This window comes from Limimaricola cinnabarinus (assembly GCF_002723615.1).
GTDB classification, from domain to species: Bacteria; Pseudomonadota; Alphaproteobacteria; order Rhodobacterales; family Rhodobacteraceae; genus Limimaricola; species Limimaricola cinnabarinus_B.
The window spans coordinates 16,919-37,255 of the sequence record NZ_KZ304957.1; the positions used below are offsets into that span (position 1 = coordinate 16,919).

11 protein-coding genes are annotated in these 20,337 nt (G+C 74.2%); 6 read left to right on the forward strand and 5 right to left on the reverse strand.

Annotated elements, in window-relative coordinates; all coding sequences use genetic code 11:
* Positions 1-70: 70 nt before the first annotated feature.
* From CJ301_RS08845 to CJ301_RS08865, 5 genes are all read left to right on the forward strand, one after another.
* Entirely contained in the window at positions 71-6,388 is a 6,318-nt protein-coding gene (locus CJ301_RS08845) for a type I polyketide synthase (RefSeq protein ID WP_254050112.1), read from the forward strand.
* The gene (locus tag CJ301_RS08850; RefSeq protein ID WP_099276704.1) at positions 6,375-7,370 is read left to right on the forward strand and encodes a glycosyltransferase; all 996 of its coding nucleotides are present in this window, start codon (positions 6,375-6,377) and stop codon (positions 7,368-7,370) included. Before CJ301_RS08845 ends, CJ301_RS08850 begins: the two co-directional genes overlap by 14 nt.
* Complete coding sequence (locus CJ301_RS08855) at positions 7,367-11,977, forward strand: MupA/Atu3671 family FMN-dependent luciferase-like monooxygenase (protein ID WP_099276461.1); 4,611 nt, start codon at positions 7,367-7,369, stop codon at positions 11,975-11,977. Before CJ301_RS08850 ends, CJ301_RS08855 begins: the two co-directional genes overlap by 4 nt.
* Positions 11,970-12,740, forward strand: coding sequence for a 4'-phosphopantetheinyl transferase family protein (locus tag CJ301_RS08860; RefSeq protein ID WP_099276463.1), 771 nt, complete (start codon positions 11,970-11,972; stop codon positions 12,738-12,740). Before CJ301_RS08855 ends, CJ301_RS08860 begins: the two co-directional genes overlap by 8 nt.
* Positions 12,741-12,806: 66 nt before the next feature.
* Positions 12,807-14,063 (forward strand): Wzz/FepE/Etk N-terminal domain-containing protein, encoded by a 1,257-nt coding sequence (locus CJ301_RS08865; protein ID WP_099276465.1) that lies wholly within the window; start codon positions 12,807-12,809, stop codon positions 14,061-14,063.
* Here the strand turns inward: CJ301_RS08865 and CJ301_RS08870 are convergent.
* The 5 genes from CJ301_RS08870 to CJ301_RS08890 all read right to left on the reverse strand — a co-directional run bounded on the left by CJ301_RS08870 (position 14,060) and on the right by CJ301_RS08890 (position 19,350).
* Entirely contained in the window at positions 14,060-14,989 is a 930-nt protein-coding gene (locus tag CJ301_RS08870; protein ID WP_099276467.1) for a CpsD/CapB family tyrosine-protein kinase, read from the reverse strand. The two genes, CJ301_RS08865 and CJ301_RS08870, sit on opposite strands and share 4 nt — an antisense overlap.
* Before the next feature lie 104 nt (positions 14,990-15,093).
* Positions 15,094-16,068 (reverse strand): glycosyltransferase, encoded by a 975-nt coding sequence (locus CJ301_RS08875; protein WP_099276469.1) that lies wholly within the window; start codon positions 16,066-16,068, stop codon positions 15,094-15,096.
* Positions 16,065-17,315: a glycosyltransferase family 4 protein gene (locus tag CJ301_RS08880; RefSeq protein WP_099276471.1), complete on the reverse strand. Its 1,251-nt coding sequence runs from the start codon at positions 17,313-17,315 to the stop codon at positions 16,065-16,067. The genes CJ301_RS08875 and CJ301_RS08880 overlap by 4 nt, the downstream gene beginning before the upstream one ends.
* Positions 17,312-18,250 carry an NAD-dependent epimerase/dehydratase family protein gene (locus CJ301_RS08885; protein ID WP_099276473.1) on the reverse strand — a complete coding sequence of 313 codons (939 nt, stop codon included), beginning with the start codon at positions 18,248-18,250 and terminating at the stop codon, positions 17,312-17,314. Before CJ301_RS08885 ends, CJ301_RS08880 begins: the two co-directional genes overlap by 4 nt.
* Positions 18,238-19,350, reverse strand: coding sequence for a Gfo/Idh/MocA family protein (locus CJ301_RS08890; RefSeq protein ID WP_099276475.1), 1,113 nt, complete (start codon positions 19,348-19,350; stop codon positions 18,238-18,240). The genes CJ301_RS08885 and CJ301_RS08890 overlap by 13 nt, the downstream gene beginning before the upstream one ends.
* 168 nt (positions 19,351-19,518) lie before the next feature.
* Between CJ301_RS08890 and CJ301_RS08895 the strand changes: the two genes are divergently transcribed.
* The gene (locus CJ301_RS08895) at positions 19,519-20,271 is read left to right on the forward strand and encodes a WecB/TagA/CpsF family glycosyltransferase (protein ID WP_099276477.1); all 753 of its coding nucleotides are present in this window, start codon (positions 19,519-19,521) and stop codon (positions 20,269-20,271) included.
* Positions 20,272-20,337: the final 66 nt, after the last annotated feature.

Here is a 20,337-nt window from a genome sequence, read left to right on the forward strand (position 1 = left end):
GCAGGGGCCGAAAAAGTGCCGTATTCCCCGGCCAGTCTGCATGACGGAACAGAAGTCTGGAGCAGGCGGAATGACGGGGCCGAACGAAAGCGCAGCGGGCGATATCGCCATTGTCGGCATGGCCGTGGACCTGCCGGGCGCGCCGACGCTCGACGCCTTCTGGCAGATGCTGTCGGAGAGCCGCACGGCGATCCGCAGGCTGAGCCCCGAGGAGCTGGCGCAGGCCGGCGTGCCCGAGGAGACCAGCCAGAGGCCCGATTACGTCCCCTTCGGCGCGCCGCTCGAGGGCCATGACCGCTTCGACGCGGGCTTCTTCGGGCTGACGCCCAAGGACGCGGCGATCATGGACCCGCAGCACCGGCGCTTCATCCGCACCGCATGGGCGGCGCTGGAGAACGCGGGCCGCCTGCCCGAAGCCTTCGACGGGGCGATCGGCGTCTATGCCGGATGCGGGCCCAATGACTACTACATGCGCAACCTGATGGGGAACGCCGATCTGCAACGCGATGTCGGCGCCTTTCTGCTGCGCCACACCGGCAACGATAAGGATTTCCTCGCCACGCGGCTGAGCCACATGCTCGACCTGACCGGCCCCGCCGTCTCGGTGCAGACCGCCTGTTCGACCTCGCTCGTGGCGGTGCACATGGCCGCGCAGGCGCTGCTCACCGGCGAATGCGACATGGCGCTGGCGGGCGGGGCCACGATCGAGCAGCCGCAGGGGCGGGGCTATCTGTGGCGCGAGGGCGAGATACTGTCGCCCGACGGCATGTGCCGCGCCTTCGATCACCGCGCGCAGGGCACGGTGTTCGGCTCGGGCGCGGCGGTGGTGGCGCTGCGGCGGCTGGAGGATGCGCTGGCGGCGGGCGATCATGTCTGGGCGGTGATCCGCGGCACCGCCATCAACAATGACGGCGCGCAGAAGGCGAGCTACCTCGCCCCTTCGGTCGAGGGGCAGGCGGCGGCGGTCACCGCGGCGCTGCGCATGGCCGGTGTGGGGGCCGAGAGCCTCGGCCTCGTCGAATGCCACGGCACCGGCACGCCGCTGGGCGATCCGATCGAGGTGGCGGCGCTGACCCGGGCCTTCCGCGAGACGACGCAGGCGCGCGGCTTCTGCCGGATCGGCTCGGTCAAGACCGGCATCGGCCATACCGACACGGCGGCGGGCGCCGCTTCGCTCATCAAGGCGGCGCTGGCGCTGCATCACGCCGCGATCCCCGGCACGCCGGGCTTCGAGGCGCCCAACCCGGCCATGGCGCTCGCGGAGTCCCCCTTCGAGGTCGCGGCGACGACGCAGCCCTGGCCGCGCGGTGCCACGCCGCGCCGGGCGGGCGTCAACTCGCTCGGGGTGGGCGGCACCAATGCGCATGCCGTGCTCGAAGAGGCCCCGGCGCGGTGGGAGGCCGCCCCCTCGGACTGGCCGTTCGAGCTCATCCGGATCTCGGCGCGCTCGCGCGAGGGGCTCGACGCCACCGCCGCAAGCCTCGCCGCGCATCTGCGCGCCCATCCCGAGCTTGCGCTCTCCGATGTCGCGGCGACGCTGGCGCAGGGCCGCCGCGCGCTGCCGCATCGCCGGGTGCTCCTGGCCGAAACCGGCACCGAGGCCGCCGATCTGCTCGATGGCTGCGATCCGCGCCGGGCGGCGACCGCGCGGGCGCAGGCCGACCCGGAGGTGGTGTTCCTCTTTCCCGGCGGCGGCGCGCAGCAGCCCGGCATGGGCCACGATCTCTACGAGACCGAGCCGGTGTTCCGCGACTGGATCGACCATGGCTTTGCCGCGATGGGCGAGGAGGGCGCGGCGCTGCGCGCGCTCTGGTCGCCCGCGCCGGGGCGGGAGGCCGAAGCCGCGGCCGCGCTGCGCCGCCCCTCGCGGCAATTGCCGCTGCTGCTCATCGTCGAACACGCGCTGGCGCGGCTCTGGATCGGCTGGGGCGTGCGCCCCGCGCGGCTGATCGGTCATTCCATGGGCGAGAACACCGCCGCTGTCGTGGCGGGGATCATGTCCTTCGAGGAGGCGCTGGGGCTGGTGCGGCTGCGCGGCGCCCTGTTCGAGGAGACCGAGGCGGGGGCGATGCTTTCGGTGGCGCTTCCGGCCGAGGAATTGCGCGCCGAGCTGGGAGAGGAGCTCGACCTCGCCGCGATCAACGCGCCGGCGCTCTGCGTCGCCTCCGGCCCGGTGGCCGCGATCGCGGCGCTGGCCGAAAGGCTGTCCGCGCGCGGCGTCGAGGCCCGGCGCATCCCGATCGAGGTCGCGGCGCATAGCCGCCTGCTCGACCCGGTGCTGCCGCGCTTTCTGGAGCATTTGCGCGGCATGCGCCTGTCGCCCCCCGAGATCCCGGTCATCTCCAACCGCACGGGCCGCGCGCTCACCGCCGCCGAGGCCACCGATCCGGCCTATTGGGCCGAGCATCTGCGCCACACGGTCGATTTCGACGCGGCGCTGCACGGGCTTGGGGCGGGCGCGCGCCTCTTTATCGAGATCGGGCCGGGCACCAGCCTCGGCTCCTTTGCCACCCAGCAGCCCGGCATCGGTCCGGGCCGGACGCTGGCGGGGCTGCGCCCGGCTTCGGCGCCCGAGGGCGACGACCGGCACATGATCATGGCGCTGGGGCGGCTCTGGGCGATGGGCGGCACCTTCGACGAGGCCCAGCTCTGGACACCGGACCACCGCCGGGTGCCGCTGCCCGGCACCACACTCGACGAGACCCGCCACTTCATCGCGCCCGCGCGGGCCGCGGCGGAGCCGCCGGCGCATCCCGCGCGCGAGGACGACATGGACCGCTGGGCCTGGCGCCCCGGCTGGTCGCGCCGCTATCCGGGCGGGGCCTACGAGGCGGGCGGCGACCTGGCGGCGCAGGAGGCGGGCAACTGGCTGGTGTTCCTCGACGAGACCGGGCTCGGCGCCGGGCTCGTGGCGCGGCTGCGCGCGGCGGGGCACGCCGTGGCCTGCGTTTCCCCCGGCCCGCGCGAGGCGCAGACCGGCCCGGCCGACTGGACCATCCGGCCCGAGGCGGGAGAGGAAGCGCATCGCTGGCTGTTCGAACAGCTGGCCGAGGCGGAGCTGCTGCCCGAGCGCGCGCTGCATCTTTGGTGCGTGACCGCGCCGCGCCGCCGGGGCCGCAGGGGGCATCGGCAGCGGATGCAGCTGCTCGGCCATCAAGGGCTGATGCACCTGGCGCGCGGCTGGCACGCGGCGCAGGGCGACCGGGCGCTGCGGCTTCTCGTGGTCAGCAGCGAGGCCTATGCCGCGGCCCCGCGCGACCGGCCCGACCCGACCAAGGCGACGCTCGATGGCCCGGCGCTGGTGATCCCGCGCGAACTGCCGGGCTTCGCGCTGTCGCGGCTCGATCTTTCGGCACCGCGCCGCGCCGGCCGCGCGGCGCAGATCGAGGCGGTGCTCGAAGAGGCGCTTTCTCCGCCCGCACCGGCCCCGGTGGCCTGGCGCGCGGGGGTCCGCCGGGAGCGCGTCCCGCGGCGCGTGGCGCCGCCCGCCGCCGCGCCGGTGCTGCGCCATGGCGGCGCGGTGATGATCACCGGCGGTCTGGGCGGCATCGGCCTGACGCTGGCCGAAACGCTGATCCGCGAGGCGCAGGCCCCGGTCGCGCTCGTCTCGCGCCGCGGGCTGCCGCCGCGCGAAAGCTGGGAGGGCCGCATCGCGGCGGGGGGCGAGGGGGAAGAGCCGCGCCTCATTCGCGCCGTGCTGCGGCTCGAGGCGCTGGGCGGGCGGGTCATGGTGCTGCGCGCCGATGTGACCGATCTCGAACAGATGCGGGACGCGGTCGCCCGGGCGACGTCCGGGCTGGGTCCGCTCAGCGGCGTGATCCACGCCGCCGGGCGGCTCGACGACGCACCGGTGCTGGGCCGCGATCCGGCGGCGGCCGAGGCGGTGCTCGCGCCCAAGCTGCAGGGGCTGATGGTGCTCGACGCGCTGTTTCCCGACGGGCGGCTCGACTGGATGGCGCTGTGCGCCTCGAGCTCGGGCTGGACAACCCCGGCGGGGCAGGCCGATTACGTCGCCGCCAACGCGGCGCTCGACGCCTATGCGCAATCGCATGCGGGCGGAGCCACGCGGGTCGTGGCGATCGATTGGGGCATCTGGGCCGATACGGGCATGGCCGCCAGGGGCGGCAGCGGCCCGCGCGCGCCCCAGAGCCCCGCCAGCGGGGCGCGGCCCGATCCGAAGCTGATGTTCGATCACCGCGAGACGGGGGAGGAGATCCTGCTGAGCGCGCGCTGGAGCCCCGCGACGCGCTGGTTTCTCGATCAGCACCGCACGCGGGCGGGCGAGGCGCTTCTGCCCGGCACGGGCTATGCCGAGATGATGGCGGAGCTGGCCGGGCCGCGCGGCTTCGTGCCGTTCGAACTGCGCGAGCTGCGCTTTCTCGCGCCCTTGCACACGCCCGATGCGGGCGAGACCCGGGTGCGCGCGCGGCTGCACCCCGATGACGGTGCCGTCTCGGGGCAGGAGGGGCCCGTGCCGGGCCTGGTCGAGATCGAGGCCGCGCCGCCGGGGGCGGATTGGGGGCCGGTCGCCACCTGCCGGCTCGGCGGTGCCGAGGCCGCCCCGCGCGATATCGAGATCGGGGCCATCGCCGCGCGGCTGCCCGCGCCCGCGCCGCTCGTCCTGCCGCAGCAAACCCATCTCGATTTCGGCGCCGAGTGGCAGATCACGGGCGAGGCCCGTCTCGGCGCGCGCGAAGGGCTGGCCGAGCTGGAGCTGCCGGACGGGGCGACCCCGGGCATGCCGCTGCATCCGGGCCTGCTCGACATCGCCACCGGATGGGCGATCGAGCTTGTCGAGGGCTATGATCCGGCCCGGCTCTGGGTGCCCGCGGGCTACGGGCTGATGCGCATCCATGCGCCGCTGCCCGGCCGGATCGTGAGCCATGCGCGGCTTGCGCGGCAGGCGGAGGGCGCCGCCTGGTTCGACCTCACGCTCTGCACCCCCGAAGGGGCGGTCTGCGTCGAGATCGAGGGGTTCGAGATACGCGCCCTGGCGGCGGGGCTGTCCCTGCAGGCCGGGCGCGGTGCCGGCGATGCCGCATCTTCCCGGTCCGATCCGCTGGAAGAGGCTCGGCGGCGGGGCATCCGCCGCGAGGAGGGCGGGGCGGCCTTCCTGATGGCGCTGCGCTCCGGCCTGCCGCAGATCGCGATGACCGCGCAGCCGCTGCCCGAGCTGATCGCCGCGGCCCGCGCGATCCGCCCCGCGCCCGCGGCATCCGCGCCGGAGGTCGCGCTGTCGGAGGAGTTCGAGACCGAGACGCAGGTCTGGCTCGCCGGGCAGTGGATGGCGCTGCTCGGGGTCGAGCGGGTCGGGCCGGATGACAGCTTCTTCGATCTCGGGGGGCATTCGCTGATCGCGGTGCGGCTGTTCGCGGCGATCCGCCGCGAGACCGGCACCGCGCTGCCGATCTCGGCGCTGTTCGAGGCCCCGACGATCCGCGCGCTCGCCGCGCGGCTGGAGCCCGAGGAGGGCGCATCCCGGCCCGGCACGCCGCCCGCGGCGGGCGGTGCGCGGCGGGCGGCCGAGGACAGCGTGCATCTCGTCGCGCTCGAAACGAAGGGCGACAAGACGCCGCTCTTCATCTCCGCGGGCATGTTCGGCAATGTCATGAACCTGCACCATCTCGCGCGGCATCTGGGCGCGGAGCGGCCGGTCTGGGGCCTGCAGGCGCGCGGGCTGACCGGCGAGGTGCCGCCGCATCGCCGCTTCGAGGAGATGGCGCGCGATTATCTGGCCGAGATGCGCCGCGTGCATCCGGGCGGGCCCTGGCTTCTGGCGGGCTATTCGGGCGGCGGGCTCGTCGCGCTCGAAATGGCGCGGCAGCTGACGGCCCAAGGCGAGGAGGTGGCGCAGCTGATGCTGCTCGATACGCCGTTGCCGCAGCGCCCGGCCCTGCGCTGGCAGGACCGGCTGGCGATCCAGGCGGTCGAGCTGCGCCGGGCCGGTCCGGCCTATCCGGTGAACTGGCTCGCGCAGCGGCTGCGCTGGGAGATCGACCGCCGCCGCCATGGCCGCCTCGCGGCGCAGCCGAGCGCGAGCCCGGTCGAGGCCGCGATCGAGGCCGCCTTCTACGAGGCCAGCGCCGCCTACCGGCTGCAACGCTGGGACGGCCCCATGACGCTGTTCCGCCCGCCTGTGGCGGGGCGTTGGCGCCTTGCGGGCGGGCGCGTGGTGAACGACGATCGGCACTATGTGAGCGAAGACAATGGCTGGCGCGACTGGGCACCGGCGCTGGAGGTGATTGAAGTGCCGGGCGATCATGACAGCATGGTGCTGGACCCCAATGCCGAGGCGCTCGCCGCCCGGATGCGCGCCGGGCTCGCGACGGCCGGGCGCGCGGCGAAAGAGACCGATGCGGCGGGATCGGATCTGCATGCCGCGGAATGACCACAGCGACATCCGCCTGCTGACGATCATCCTGAACTGGCGCACGCCGGAGATGACGCTGCGCGCGGCCCGAAGCGCGCTCGACGCGATGCGCGGGATCGAGGGCGGGATCGTCATCGTCGACAATGATTCGGGCGACGGCTCGGAGCTGTGGCTGCGCGAGGCGGTGGCGGCGCAGGGCTGGGCGCCGCGGGTGCGGGTGGTGCAGTCGGGCCGCAATGGCGGCTTCGGCGCGGGCAACAATGCGGGCATCCGCGCCGGGCTCGCCGATGGCGCGGCTGCGGATTTCGTCTATGTGCTGAACTCCGACGCCTTTCCCGATGCGCAGGCGATCACCGCGCTTCTGGCGCATATGCGGGCGCATCCCCGGGCCGGTCTGGCCGGCAGCCAACTCGAAGGGGAAGACGGCGTGCCGCATGTCTCGGCCTTCCGCTTTCCTTCGCTCCTGTCGGAGATCGAGGGGCCGCTGCGCTTCGGCCCGGTGTCGCGGCTGCTGGGGCGGCACAGCGTCTGGATGCGGATGCCCGGGCAGAGCGGCCCGGTGGACTGGGTCGCGGGGGCGAGCCTGATGATGCGCGCCGGGATGCTCGATGCGACCGGCGGCTTCGACGAGGGGTTCTTTCTCTATTTCGAGGAAACCGACCTGTGCCGCCGCGCCCGCGCCGCCGGCTTCGAGACGCATTTCGTCCGCGAGAGCCATGTGCGGCATATCGGTTCGGTCTCGACCGGCATGGGCTCTTGGACCCGCGTGCCGGAGTACTGGTACGATTCGCGCCGCCGCTATTTCCGCAGGCATTTCGGCGCGGCGGGCAGCGCCGCGGCGACGGCGCTGCATCTTCTGTCGGGCGGGCTGCACCGGCTGCGCTGCCTCGTGATGCGGCGCGAGACGGGCGATCCGCCGGGCTTCCTGCGCGGCATGATCCGTCACGAGCTGGGCCATGTTGCGGGGCCGTGTAGGGCTTCGGCGAGAAAGAGGGCATGAGCATGACGCTGGCACTGATCGGGGAGACCGCGCTGACGCTCGAAGCGGCGCGGATGGCGCGGGAGGCGGGGCTGCGGCTTTCGCTCGTGATCACGCGCCACGCGCCCCTGCGCGCCCATGCGCAGGCGCATGGCATCGCGACGCTCGCGCCCGACCGGCTCGACAAGCTGCCGGACGGGATCGACTGGCTGCTCAGCGCGGGCAATCTGCGGCCCCTGCCGGGGGCGGTGCTGGCGCGCTTCGCCAAGGGGGCGATCAACTTCCATGACGGGCCCTTGCCCGAGCGGGCGGGGCGCAACGTGCCGGTCTGGGCGCTGCTCGATGGCGCGCGCCGCCACGCCGTGACCTGGCACCTGATGACCGCCGGGATCGACGCGGGCGACATCCTCGTGCGGCAGGGCTTCGACATTCCGCCCGGGGCCACGGCCCAGAGCCTCAACGCGCTGTGCTTCGCCGCCGCGATCGAGAGCCTGCCGCAGGTCTTCGCGCAGATGCGTGACGGGCTGCGGCCCCGGCCGCAGCCCGCCGGGCAGGGGCGGATGCACCGCGCCGCCGACCGCCCGCCCGCCGATGCGCTGATCGACGGGCGCGGCCCGGCCGAAGCGGCGCTGCGGCTGGTGCGCGCGCTCGATCATGGCGACCGGGAAAATCCGCTGTGCTGCCCCAAGATCGCCGGTCCGCGGGGGCCGGTGCTGGTGGGCGCGGCCGCGATCTGCGACGCGGCGCGCCCGGGCGAGGCGCCCGGCACGCTGCGCGCCGTCTCGGCGGATGGGCTCGATCTGGTCTTCGAGGACGGGGTGCTGCGGCTGACGGGGCTGCGCCGCCCCGATGGCGCGCCCTGCGCCGCCGATGCGCTCTTTGCCGCCGGCGACCGGCTGCCTGCCACCGAAGCCGGGCCGCTGACGGCGCGGATGGCGCGTCTGGCCAAGGCCGAGCCGGGCTGGCGCGCGCGGCTCGAAGCGCTGCGCCCGGTCGCGCTTGCCGGGTTTGCCGCGCCGCGGGCGATCGGTGAGGGAGAAGGCGAAAGCTGCCAGCTTGCGGTCGAGGCCACGCCGGAGCGGCGCATCGCGGCGCTGGCGCTGCTGGCCGCGCGCCTGTCGGACGGTGCGGCTGATATCGCCCTGTTGCGACCGGACGAGGGCGGGCATGTCTCGGACTGGGTGCCGCTGCATGTGGCACCCGATCCAAGGGAGACGCTGCAGGCCTTCGCGGCGCGGCTCGCGGCGGATTGCGCGGCATTGGAGGCGGGCCCGGGCTTCGCGGCGGATCTGCCCGCTCGGCTCGGCACGCCGCCGCCCGCGGTGCCGGCGCTGGCGCTGGGCCGGACCTGCCCCGAAGGGGCGCTGCTCGCCCTCGACCCCGAAACCGGGCGCCTGCAGGCCGCGCCGGGGGCGCTGCTGCCCGGGGCGCTGGACCTGCTGGCCGGGCGGATCGAGGCGTTGCTCTCCGCCGGGGCGGATGCGCCGGGCCTTGCGCTGTCGAAGCTGCCCGTGACCGGGCCGGGCGAGCGCGATCTGCTGATCGAGGGCTGGAACGCGACCGAAGGCGCGATCCCCGAGGGCACGATCGACGCCGCCATCGCCGCGCAGGCGCGGTGCCGCCCCGAGGCGACGGCGCTGATCTGCGGCGAGACGCGGCTCGGCCATGCCGAGTTGGAGGCGCGCGCCAACCGCATGGCGCGGGTGCTGATCGAGATGGGCGCAGGGCCGGGCGGCCATGTCGGGCTGCATCTGCCGCGCTCGGCCGAGATGGTCGTGGCGATGCTCGCGGTGCTGAAATCCGGCGCGGCCTATGTGCCGCTCGACCCGTCCTACCCGGCCGAACGGCTCGCCTTCTACCTCGAGGACAGCCGCGCCGGTCTGGTGATCTGCGAGGCCGAGGGGGTCCTCGGGCTGCCGACGGGCGCGGCGCGGCTGCTGCGGCTCGACGATCCGCGCATCGCGCGGGCTTCGCCCGGCCCGATCCCGGCGCGGGCGCGGGCCGGGGATCTGGCCTATCTGATCTACACCTCCGGCTCGACCGGCCGCCCCAAGGGGGTGATGATCGAGCACCGGCAGGTGATGAATTTCCTCGCCGGGATGGATGCGCGGGTGCCGCATGCGCCCGGCGACGTGCTCCTGGCGGTCACCTCGATCTCCTTCGACATCTCGGTGCTGGAGCTTGTCTGGACCCTGTCGCGCGGGATGACGGTGGTGATCCAAAGCGAGGAGGAGCGGCTGCTCACCTCGGCGGGGCCTGCGGCCGCGCAGAAGCCGAAGGGCCCGGCGCTCAGCCTGTTCTACTGGGGCCACGAGGACAGCGACACCGCGGATTACCGGCTGCTTCTGGAGGGCGCGCGCTTTGCCGATGCGCATGGCTTCGAGGCGGTCTGGACGCCGGAGCGGCATTTCCACGGCTTCGGCGCGGCCTATCCCAACCCGGCGGTGACCGGCGCCGCCGTCGCCGCCGTCACCTCGCGGCTGGCGATCCGGGCGGGCAGCTGCGTGGCGCCGCTGCACCACCCGGCGCGCATCGCCGAGGATTGGGCGGTGATCGACCGGCTGTCGGGCGGGCGCGCGGGGCTGGCGATGGCGGCGGGCTGGCAGCCCGGCGATTTCGTGCTGCGCCCCGAAAACGCCCCGCCCGACAACCGCGCCGCCCTGCGCGATGGCATCGACGCGGTGCGGCGGCTCTGGCGCGGCGAGGCGGTGGCCTTTGCGCGCGCCGATGGCAGCCTGCAGGAGGTGACGACGCGGCCCCGCCCGGTGCAGCCCGAGCTGCCCTTGTGGCTCACCATCGCGGGCAATCCCGAAAGCTGGCGCGAGGCCGGGCGGATCGGGGCCAACGTGCTGACCCATCTTCTGGGGCAGAGCATCGAGGATCTGGCGGCAAGGATATCCGACTGGCGCGCCGCGCTGGCCGAGGCGGGGCACGATCCTTCGGCCTTTCGCGTCACGGTGATGCTGCACAGCTATCTCGACGAAAGCCGCGAGGCCGCCTATGATGCGGCGCGCGGCCCGATGAAAGCCTATCTGCGCTCCGCCGCCGGGCTGATCGCCAGCCATGCGGCGGCCTTTCCGGCGATCCGGCGCGGGGCCGACGGGGCGATCGACCCCGATGCGCTGACGCCCGAGGAAATGGACGCGGTGCTCGAACACGCCTTCGCGCGCTATTTCGAGACCCAGGGGCTGTTCGGCACGATCGAAGACGGCGCGGCGCGGCTGGCGCAGCTGCGCGCCATCGGGGTCGACGAGATCGCCTGCCTGATCGATTTCGGCATCGCGCCCGACCGGGTGCTGGCGGGGCTGCCGCGGCTGGCGGCGCTGGTGGATGCCCAGCCTGCCCAGCCTGCCCAGCCCGTGGCACCGGCCGAGGAAGACCGCTCGATCGCCGCGCAGATCCGCCGCCACGGCGTGACCCATCTGCAATGCACGCCATCGATGGCGCGGATGTTGGTGGCCGACGAGACGAGCCGCGCCGCGCTGGGCGGGCTGTCGCATCTCATGCTGGGCGGCGAGGCGCTGCCCGCGGCGCTGGCCGAGGAGCTGCGCGCGGCCGGGATCGGCTGGATCGAGAACATGTATGGCCCGACCGAAACCACGATCTGGTCGACCACGCGGCGGGTGACGCCGGAGGCCCCGGTCTCGGTGATCGGCACGCCGATCCTCAACACCCATGCCTATGTGCTCGATGCGGCGATGACGCCCTGCCCGGTGGGGGCACCGGGCGCGCTGTGGATCGGCGGCGCGGGGGTCGCGCGCGGCTATTGGGGCCGGGCGGAGCTGACGCGGGCGCGGTTCCGCCCCGATCCGTTCCGGCCCGGGGAGCGGATCTACGAGACCGGCGACCTCGCGCGCTGGCGCGCGGATGGCACGCTCGAATATCTCGGCCGGGCCGATGCCCAGGTGAAGCTGCGCGGCCACCGGATCGAACCGGGCGAGATCGAGGCCGCGCTCGATGCGATCTCGGGGCTGGGCCCGAGCGTGGTGCTCCTGCGCGAGGATCGGCCCGGCGATGCGCGGCTCGTGGCCTATCTCGAAACCGCGGCACCGATCGACGAGGCGGGGCTGCGCGCGGCGCTGGCGGCGCGGCTGCCGGGCTTCATGGTTCCGGCGCGGATCGTCGCGCTGGTGCAGTTCCCGATGACGCCCAACCGCAAGACCGACCGCGCCGCGATGCCGCCACCGCCGCCCCGCGCCCCCCGTGTTCCGGAGCCTGAGATCGCCGCGCCGGTGCCTGAGACCGCCGCGCCGGTGGCGGCGAGCATAGCTGCGCCCGCGCCCGGCACCGCCGCCCCGGCCATCGCGCAGATCTGGCGCGAGCTGCTCGACGTGGAGCAGGTCGGCCCGGGCGACAGCTTCTTCGATCTCGGCGGGCATTCGCTTCTCGCGGTGCGCGCCCATCGCGAGATCCGCGACCGGCTCGGCGTGGCGGGGCTGCAGATCACCGATATCTTCGGCCTGCCGCGGCTTGCCGATCTCGCGGCGCGGATCGAGGCCGAGCTGATGCCGGAGCCGCCCATGGAGCCCGGCTCCGCGCCTGCGCCCGCCACTGCCATGGCCGGCACGCGCGAGGAGATGATGGCGCGGCGGCGCGCGCTGCGGGCGCGGCGGGGCGGGCATGTCTGAGGCGGCGCAGCTCGCGGCCGGGATCGAGGCGCTGGGCGGGCCGGGCCTCGTGGCCTGTGCCGTGTGGATCGGGGCAGAGGGCGCGCCCGACTGCGCGCTCGCGCCCGAGGAGGCGCGCGCCATGGCCCGCGCGGTGCCCGCGCGGCGGGCCGAGTTCGCCGCCGGGCGCCATGCCGCGCGCGAGGCGATGCAGCGGCTCGGCCAAGCGGCGCAGCCGGTGCCGATGCGGCCCGACCGCTCGCCGCATTGGCCCGAGGGGCTGCGCGGCAGCATCAGCCATGAGGCGGGCCTCGCCGTCGCGGCGCTGCGCTCGGGCGGCGCGGCCTTCGGCATCGACATCGCGCCCGCCGCACCGCTCGACCGCGATCTGCATGACGAGATCGCCGCCCTCGGCGAGCTCGACCAGCCGGTGCCGGGGTTCGATCGGGGCATGATCGCCCGGCTTGTCTTTTCGGCCAAGGAGGCGGCCTACAAGGCGCAGTTTCCCGAAAGCGGCCTGGTGCTGGGCTTCGAGGCCATGCGGGTCGAGATCACGGCGACGGGGCCGGCAGGGGGCGGCCTCGTGGCGCGTCTGGCGCGGCCTGCCGGACCTTATGGGGCGGGCACGGCGTTTCGCGGGGGCTGGAGGCGGATCGGGGCCCGCTTCGCGGTGCTGATGCAGGCCCCGGCGTCCGCTGCAGAAGGTTGCCGGCCGGGTTTCGCGCTGCGCAACACTGCGTCGCGCGGCCGCGCGCGCATGGCCAGCCGGGACGGGGTGAGCTAGATTGCGGCCCGGGTGTGGCGGCAATGAGGCCGGGGCCGCGAGGCGCGGCCGGAACGGGAGTCGGTGATGGAGTATCTTTCCTCGCTGCGCGATCTGCGCGGGGCGCTGCGCCGCAGGGCCTGGGCCATCGTGCTGGTCTGCGCGCTGGGCATCCCCTTCGTGCTGTGGTTCGCGCTGACGCGCCCGCCCGCCTATGAGGCGACGGCGGTGATCCAGATCGAGGCGCCCCTGGTCGATGCGGGCGGCGATGCGGCCGCGCTGGCCGATACCCAGCTCGACCTGATCGAACAGAAGATCATGGCGCGCGACAGGCTTCTGGACCTCGCCGCGCGCTTTTCGCTCTTTCCCGAGCTGAGCGCCTCGGAGCGGCTGGCGCGGATGCGCGAGGCGATCGAGATCAGGAAGCTGGTCGATCCGGCGCTGGCCTGGCGGCCCGAGACCGTGCCCTCGGGGCTGTCGATCACGGTCGAGCTGGGCGAGCGGCAGGTCGCGGCCGATCTGGCCAACGCGCTGCTGAGCGAGATCGTCGCCGCGGCGCAGAGCCGGCGCGAGGGGCGCACCGAGCGCACGCTGGCCTTCTTCGAGTCCGAGGAGGCCCGGCTCGAAGAGGAGCTGGAGACGCTGGAGGCGGAATTCGCGCGGTTCCAGGAGCAGAACTTCGACTCCCTGCCCACCAGCGTCGCGGCGCAGCGCGACCAGCTATCAAGGCTGGTGGCCCAGCGGATCGACCTCGAACAGCAGGTGATCGCCTTCGAGACCAGCTCGGACCGGCTGCGCGAGGACGAGACGGCGCGCCGCCGCTCGCTGCTCGAACAGCAGCGGCAGCTGATCACCGACAATATCGAGCGGATCGAGGCGGCGCTGGCCGCCGCCCCCGAGACGGAGCGGCGCTACAACGACTATGCCCGCAGGCGCGACCAGCTGCAGCAGGCGCTGTCGGCGGTGACCGAGCGGCGCGCGGAGGCGGCGATGGCGCGGCTGCTCGAAAGCCGCGACGAGACCACGCGCTTCGAGATCCTCGAAAAGGCGGTGCCGCCCGATTACGCCTCCTCCTCCTCGCGCCGCAAGATCGCGGCGGCGGGCGGGATCGGGGTGCTGCTCGCCGCTCTGGCGCTGGCGCTGTCGCTCGAGGTGGTCAACCCGCAGATCCGCACCGCGGCGCAGCTGGAGCGCGCGCTCGGGGTGCGGCCGGTGGTGGTGATCCCCGAGATCGACCGGCGGCAGGCGCGGCGCCGGGCGCGCCGGGTCCGGCGGCGCGAGGCCGGGCGATTCCTGGGGATCTGGGGCCGGTTGCGCGGCTGGCGGCGGTTCCTGCCGGGCTAGGCCGCGCCCGAGGCGGGGTCTTCCTCGGCGCGGTTGAGGATCATCCCCAAGATCGGCTTGTCCTCGCCGATGCGGCGCACCGCCTCGCGGATCTGCTCGGCGCTGTTGCGCCCGCCGCCGACCACCATCAGCACGCAGTCGTAGCGCGCGCGAAACGCCGTCACGTCGTCATGGTTGAGCGCCGGGGGCAGGTCGAACAGCACCGCGTCGGGCGACAGCTCCTCCTGCATCTGGTCAAGCACGGCGGCGGCCTTGGGGTCCTGCAGCAGCTCGGCGGGGTAGGTCTCGGCCCGGTCGTTGAGCCCGACGGCAAGGCCGCCGATGCCCAGAAGGTTCTGGCCGACCCGCTGCAGATGCGTGCCGCTCGACGCGGTGCCGCGAATCCAGTCCGAGATCGGGCCGGGGGCCGAAACCCCGAGCACGTCGGCAAGCGCCGGTGCGCGCATGTCGAAATCGAGCAGCACGGTGCGGCGATTCTCGTAGCGCGACAGCGCGATGGCGAGATTGGCGGCGGTGAAGGTCTTGCCGCAGCCGCGGGTGGGCGAGGTGATCGCCACCCGTTTCCAGCCATGCTCGTCGAGCGCCTGCAACAGCCGCGTGCGCAGCAGGTCGAAGGCGGCATGGGCCGGATCGCGGCGGCTGGCGGTGATCACGAGGTTGGCTTCGAGGATCGCCTCGTCGACCGGGATGCGGCGCAGGCTGCCCCACAGGTCGTGGATCTGCGGCAGCAGGGTCACGTCATCGCCCAGCACCGCGGCGCGCAGGGCGCGCGTGGCCGGGTCGGTTTCGGGTGCGGGGGCGGCGAGGCGGGCGGCGGTCCCGCTCTCGCGCGCCGGGGCATCGACTTCGGCGATCCGGTCGAGAATCGCGGCGCGGGCCTCCGCGCCCAGCCGCCTGCGTCCATCCCGCTTGCTGCGTTCGCTCATCTCGTCAAACCTCGCCTGCCGCCTGGTCGCGGCGAAGGTAACCCGGAACGGGGGGCGAGAATAAGCCCCGATCGCAGCCCTGCCGCGGCGGGACCCGGCGCAGCTTACCTGTATTCGATCAGCCGCATCTCGCGGCCCCGCAGGCGGCGCAGGCGGTAGGTGATCATGCCCTGGGCGTTGGGCAGCTTCGACAGCACCAGCAGCAGCGCCAGCCCCGCCGCGCTGTAGGGCGCGTGGCCCTCTCGGCGCAGCCTGCGCGCGCTGCGCGCCCAGCTCGCCGCATAGAGCCCCAAGCCGGCCAGAACCGCGCCGGGGCCGAAGGCCAGAGCCCCAAGCGCCGTGGCGGCGGGCAGAGCCATGCCCCAGGCCCGCACCCGCCGCCGCTCGGCATCGAAATGGCCCGGATGCCGGTCGCCGACCTCGGCAAAGCCGTGGCCCGCCCGCACCGCGCGCCGCCACCACTGGCCCAGATGCGTCATGGCGATGTCATGCCGGGTCATGGCGCGCGGCAGGCGGTGCACCTTCAGCCCGCGCGCCCGCACCCGCAGGCACAGATCCTCGTCCTCCGAACAGATGATCGCCCCGTCGAAGCCGCCCAGCTCCTCGAACAGCGCCGTGCGCAGCATCATGTCGCCGCCGCAGGCCGCGATGTCGCCCGCCGGGCGGTGCCATTCCCATTCGGCCATGGCGTTGTAGAGCGTGGCGTCGGGCGCGACCTCGCTGCGCCAGCCGGTGACGATGCCGATGCCGGGGTCGGCCCTGAGCGCCGCCATGCCCGCCGCGAGCCAGCCGGGCTCCAGCGTGCAATCGCCATCGACGAACTGCACGAACTCCGGCAGGCCCTCCTCGCGCAGCGCCGCGACGCCCGCGTTGCGGGCGCGGGCGGCGGTGAAGGGGGCGGCGCGGTCCAGCTCGACGATGCGGGCGCCTGCGGCGCGGGCGATGGCGAGGCTGTCATCGGTGGAGCCCGAATCGACATAGACCACGCGCGCGCCGCTGCCTTCGAGCGAGGCGAGGCAGGCGCCGAGCCGCGCGCCCTCGTTGCGGCCGATGGCCACGACGCCGACCCGGGCGCTCATGCCGCGGGCTCCGGCCGGACCGGCCCGCCGGGGCCGCTGGGGCCATCTCGCAGGAGCCGCAGCATCCGCGCCGCCTCGTGCCTTGCGTCGAACCCCGCCATGACCGCCGCGCGGCCCTCGGCCCCCATCGCCGCGCGCCGCGTCGGATCACCGGCCAGCGCCAGCATCGCCTCGGCCAGCGGCGCTTCCGCCCCCGGCGGCACCAGAAGCCCCGAAACCCCGTGCTCGACCAGCTCGGCCACGCCGCCGACGCGGGTGGCGATCACCGGGCGCGCGGCGGCCATCGCTTCCATCAGCACCACCGGCACGCCTTCGGCAAAGGAGGGCAGCACCAGCGCGCCCGTCTCGCGCAGCATCCGCGCCACCTCGGCCTGACCGAGATAGCCGTGAAAGCGCACGGCATCCCCGAGGCCCAGATCGGCGGCGAGCCGCTCCAGCGCGGCGCGGTCCTCGCCATCGCCGACGAGGTCGAGCGTGAGGGCGGGGCGCGTCTCGCGCGCCCGCGCCAGGGCGCGCAGCAGAACCGGCACGCCCTTGACCGCCGAAAGCCGCCCGACGAAGAGGAGCCGGTCATCGGGCGGGGCGGGGGTGTCGGCATAGAGTTCGGGCGCGACGCCGCAATGCACCACGTGCAGCTTGTGCCAATGGGCGGGGTCCGAAAACAGCATCGCCTGCGATCGCGCGAAATCCGAAATGCAGGCGACGAAGCGGGCGCGGGCGATCTTCTCGCCCAAGGCCCACTGCTCGGGCGCAAAGAAGATGTCGGGGCCGTGCAGGGTGAAGCTGTACGGGATGCCCGAGATCTCGGAGGCGAGCATCGCCACCGTGCCGGAGGATTTGGCGATGTGGTTGTGCAGATGGGTGATGCCGCGCGCCTGCATCCGCTGCGCCAGCACCAGCGCCTCGCCGAAATAGATCATGTTGTAGAGCCGCCCACGCAGCCCCTTGGGCGCGCTACGCCAGGCCAGCGCCAGGGCGCGCCAGAAGCGGGCCGGGCGGCACAGCGCCGAGAGCTTGGCGCGGGTGATGGCCACGGGGTTGAGCGCGCGCTCCAGCAGGTGAAAGGTCGCCGCCGCCTCGGCGCGCTGCTCGGGGCCCACGTGATGGGCGGGATCGGTGCGCCGGACCGAGGCGGTCTCGACCGTGATCCCGAGGTCGCGCAGCGCCGCCACCTCGCGCTGGATGAATGTGTCGGTGGCGCGCGGATACTCGCCCGTCAGCCAGATGACCGGGCCGGGCGCGCTCATGCCGCCCCCCGCGCCGCGGCCATCGCCGTTTCGAAATCCGCCTCGGGCCGGAATCCCAGCGCATGCGCGTGGGCATTGTCGTAGCGCAGCGGCATCAGCCGGGCGCGCAGCGTCTCGCGGCGCAACAGCCCCGGCAGACGGGGGGCGAGCGGCGTCAGCAGCCCCGCCGCCATGTCGAGCCCGCGCCAGCCCAGCGGCAGGCCGCGCCGGCCCAGCGCGGCGAGAAAGCGCGCGCGGTCGGGGCGGTCGTCGTCGAGCGCGTGGATCAGCTCGACCGGGTCGGCCTGCGGCGCGGTCGCGGCCAGCAGGAGGATCTGCGCGGCATGCGCAAGCCAGCACAGCGGCAGCTCGCCCGCATGGCGCGGCCCGAGCGTCAGGGGGCCGAGCGTGACGCCCATATGCGCGTTCCACAGATGCCCGGCCCCGAAGATCGCCCCGGGCCGCACGATCCGCAGCATCGCGCCGTGGCGCGCGGCGATGGCGCGGGCGTCGCGTTCCTGCGCGATCTTGGCGCGGGCATAAGCGTCGCGCCGCTCGGGGCGCGGCTCGATCGGCGTGTCTTCGTTGACGCGGGCAAAGGGCGCGAGGCCGGCGGTGCCCAGCACCGAGATCGAGCTGACCAGCACCAGCCGCGCACCCGATCCTGCCGCGTGATCGAGCAGGCGGGCGCTCGGCGCCACGGTGCCTTCGGCCTGCGCCGCGTCGTCGCCGCCCATCCGCGCGGCGGCATGGATCACCGCCGATACCCCATCGAGCGGCGGGCTCTCGCGCCTCAGATCGGCATGGACGACCTCGATGCCCGTATCCCCGGCCCATTCGGGCGGCGCCGCGCCGCGCGAGATCGCGCGCAGCTCATGGCCCTGCGCCCGCGCCCGCGCCACCACCGCCCGGCCAAGGAACCCGGCCGCCCCGGTGACGGCGATCACAGCGCCCATGGCATCGGCTCCATCGGTGCGCAGCGCGTCGTCATCTCGCGCGCCGCCCCCTCCTGGATCGCCAGCGTCACCTCGGTCAGGTGCAGCGCATAGGCCCCGGCGAGGCGGCTTTCGCGCCCCTGCGCGATGGCGTCGAGCATCTCGGCGGGGCCCAGCGCGAAATCCATCCTCGCCGCGCCGCGCCGCCCCGGCTTGGGCTGATGCGCCCCCCTGAGCGAGACGTCGCGCGCCAGCGGGCTTTCGAGCAGGCGGCGGCGCAGCCGCATCCGGCGGCGGTAGCGCACGGGCGCGTGGTTGTCCCAGGCGCGGGAGACCTCGATCACGCCCTCCTCGCCGAAGACGCGCAGCCGGTGGTCGTGCGGCGCGGCGATGGAGCAGCTGAGCCGCGCCACCGGGCCGCTTTCGAAGAACAGCGCCGCGACCGAGAAATCGGGGGCGCCCTGCTTCGATCCCGGCTTGTCGGGGATCACTTCCGCCGCCGCGGCGACGACCCGCTTTACCGGCCCCAGATGCGCGATCAGCCATGACAGCCAGTAGCCCGCATGCTCCAGCGTGCAGCCTGTGGCGAACTCGTCTTCGGCGGGCCATGGCGCGCCGCTTTCGCTGGCCCAGTCGCGGTAGGGTGCCTGCGAAATGAACCCGTCATCGAGCTCGGCATAGATCAGCCGCGGCGCGCCGCCCACGCCCATGCGCAGCGCTCGGCCCAGGCCCTGCGCCGATTGCGACAGCACCGAGGAGGGGGCCGAGGCCAGCTGCAACCCGCGCGCGCGGGCGAGATCGTGCAGCTCGCGCGCGGTTTCCATATCCGTCACCATCGGCTTTTCGGACCAGACATGCCGCCCGGCGCGCAGGCAGCCGCGGGTGATCGTGGCGTGGCTGCGCGGGTTGGTGAGGTTCAGCACCAGCCCGTCATGCGGCAGCGCCGCGCAGGCGGCCGCCGGGTCGGGCAGCGCCGCGACGCCCCAATGCCTGCAAAAGGCAGAGAGCCGGGCCGGGTCGCGGTCATGGGCGCCGAGCACCCGGATTTCGGGGTGGGCCTTGAGGCTGCGCATGTAGAGATCGGCGACATAGCCGCATCCGATCACTGTGACGTCTTTCATCGCGCTGCGGCTCCATGCGGTCTGTCGGGCGTCCGACCGCTTCCGGTCCGACGCCAAGTGGTACACAAGGGACATGGCGGCATCGGGGCGGCCGCGAGATCCTCGGGGCCATGGCTAAGCCAGCCCGCGCCCCGCGCCAAGAGGCGGAGGGCAGGCGAGGGAAGCGCGATGGAATTCGATCATGGGGCGGGCCGGGTCCGGGTCAACATCACCGGTCATGCCGATCTGTTGGGCGAGGTGGGCGCGCGGCTGCGCGCGCATCGGGGCTTCGCGCTGGCGACGCTCAACCTCGATCACCTCGTGAAGCTGCGGCGCGACGCGGAGTTCGCCACGGCCTATGCCGCGCAGGATCTCGTCACCGCCGATGGCAACCCGGTGGTCTGGCTGTCGCGGCTGGCCGGGCGCGAGGTGGCGCTCTTGCCGGGGGCCGACCTGATCGCGCCGCTGGCGGCCGAGGCGGCGCGCTGCGGCGTGGCGGTGGCCTTCATCGGCGGCACGGAGGAGAGCCTTGCGCGCGCGGAGCGTGCCTTGCAGGCCCGGGTGCCGGGGCTGCGGGTCGCGGCGCGCATCGCCCCGCCCATGGGCTTCGACCCGGAGGGGGCCGAGGCCGATGCCGCGCTCGACGCGGTGGCGGCAAGCGGGGCGGGGCTGGTGTTTCTCGCGCTGGGCGCGCCCAAGCAGGAGCGGCTCGCTGCGCGGGGGCGGGCGCGCCAGCCGCAGCTGGGCTTCGTCTCGATCGGCGCGGGGCTCGATTTTCTCGCCGGGACACAGCAGCGCGCGCCGCGGCTGGTGCGGCGGCTGGCGCTCGAATGGCTGTGGCGCGCGGGCTCGAACCCGGCCCGGCTGGCCGGGCGCTACGCGCGCTGCGCCGCGATCCTGCCGGGACATGCGCTGCGCGCCTGGCGGATGCGGCGCGGCTGAGCGCGGTTCCGGCCATCTGCGCGGACCGGCCTGTGCGCGAACGCGCGAAGATCGCCCGCGCTGCGG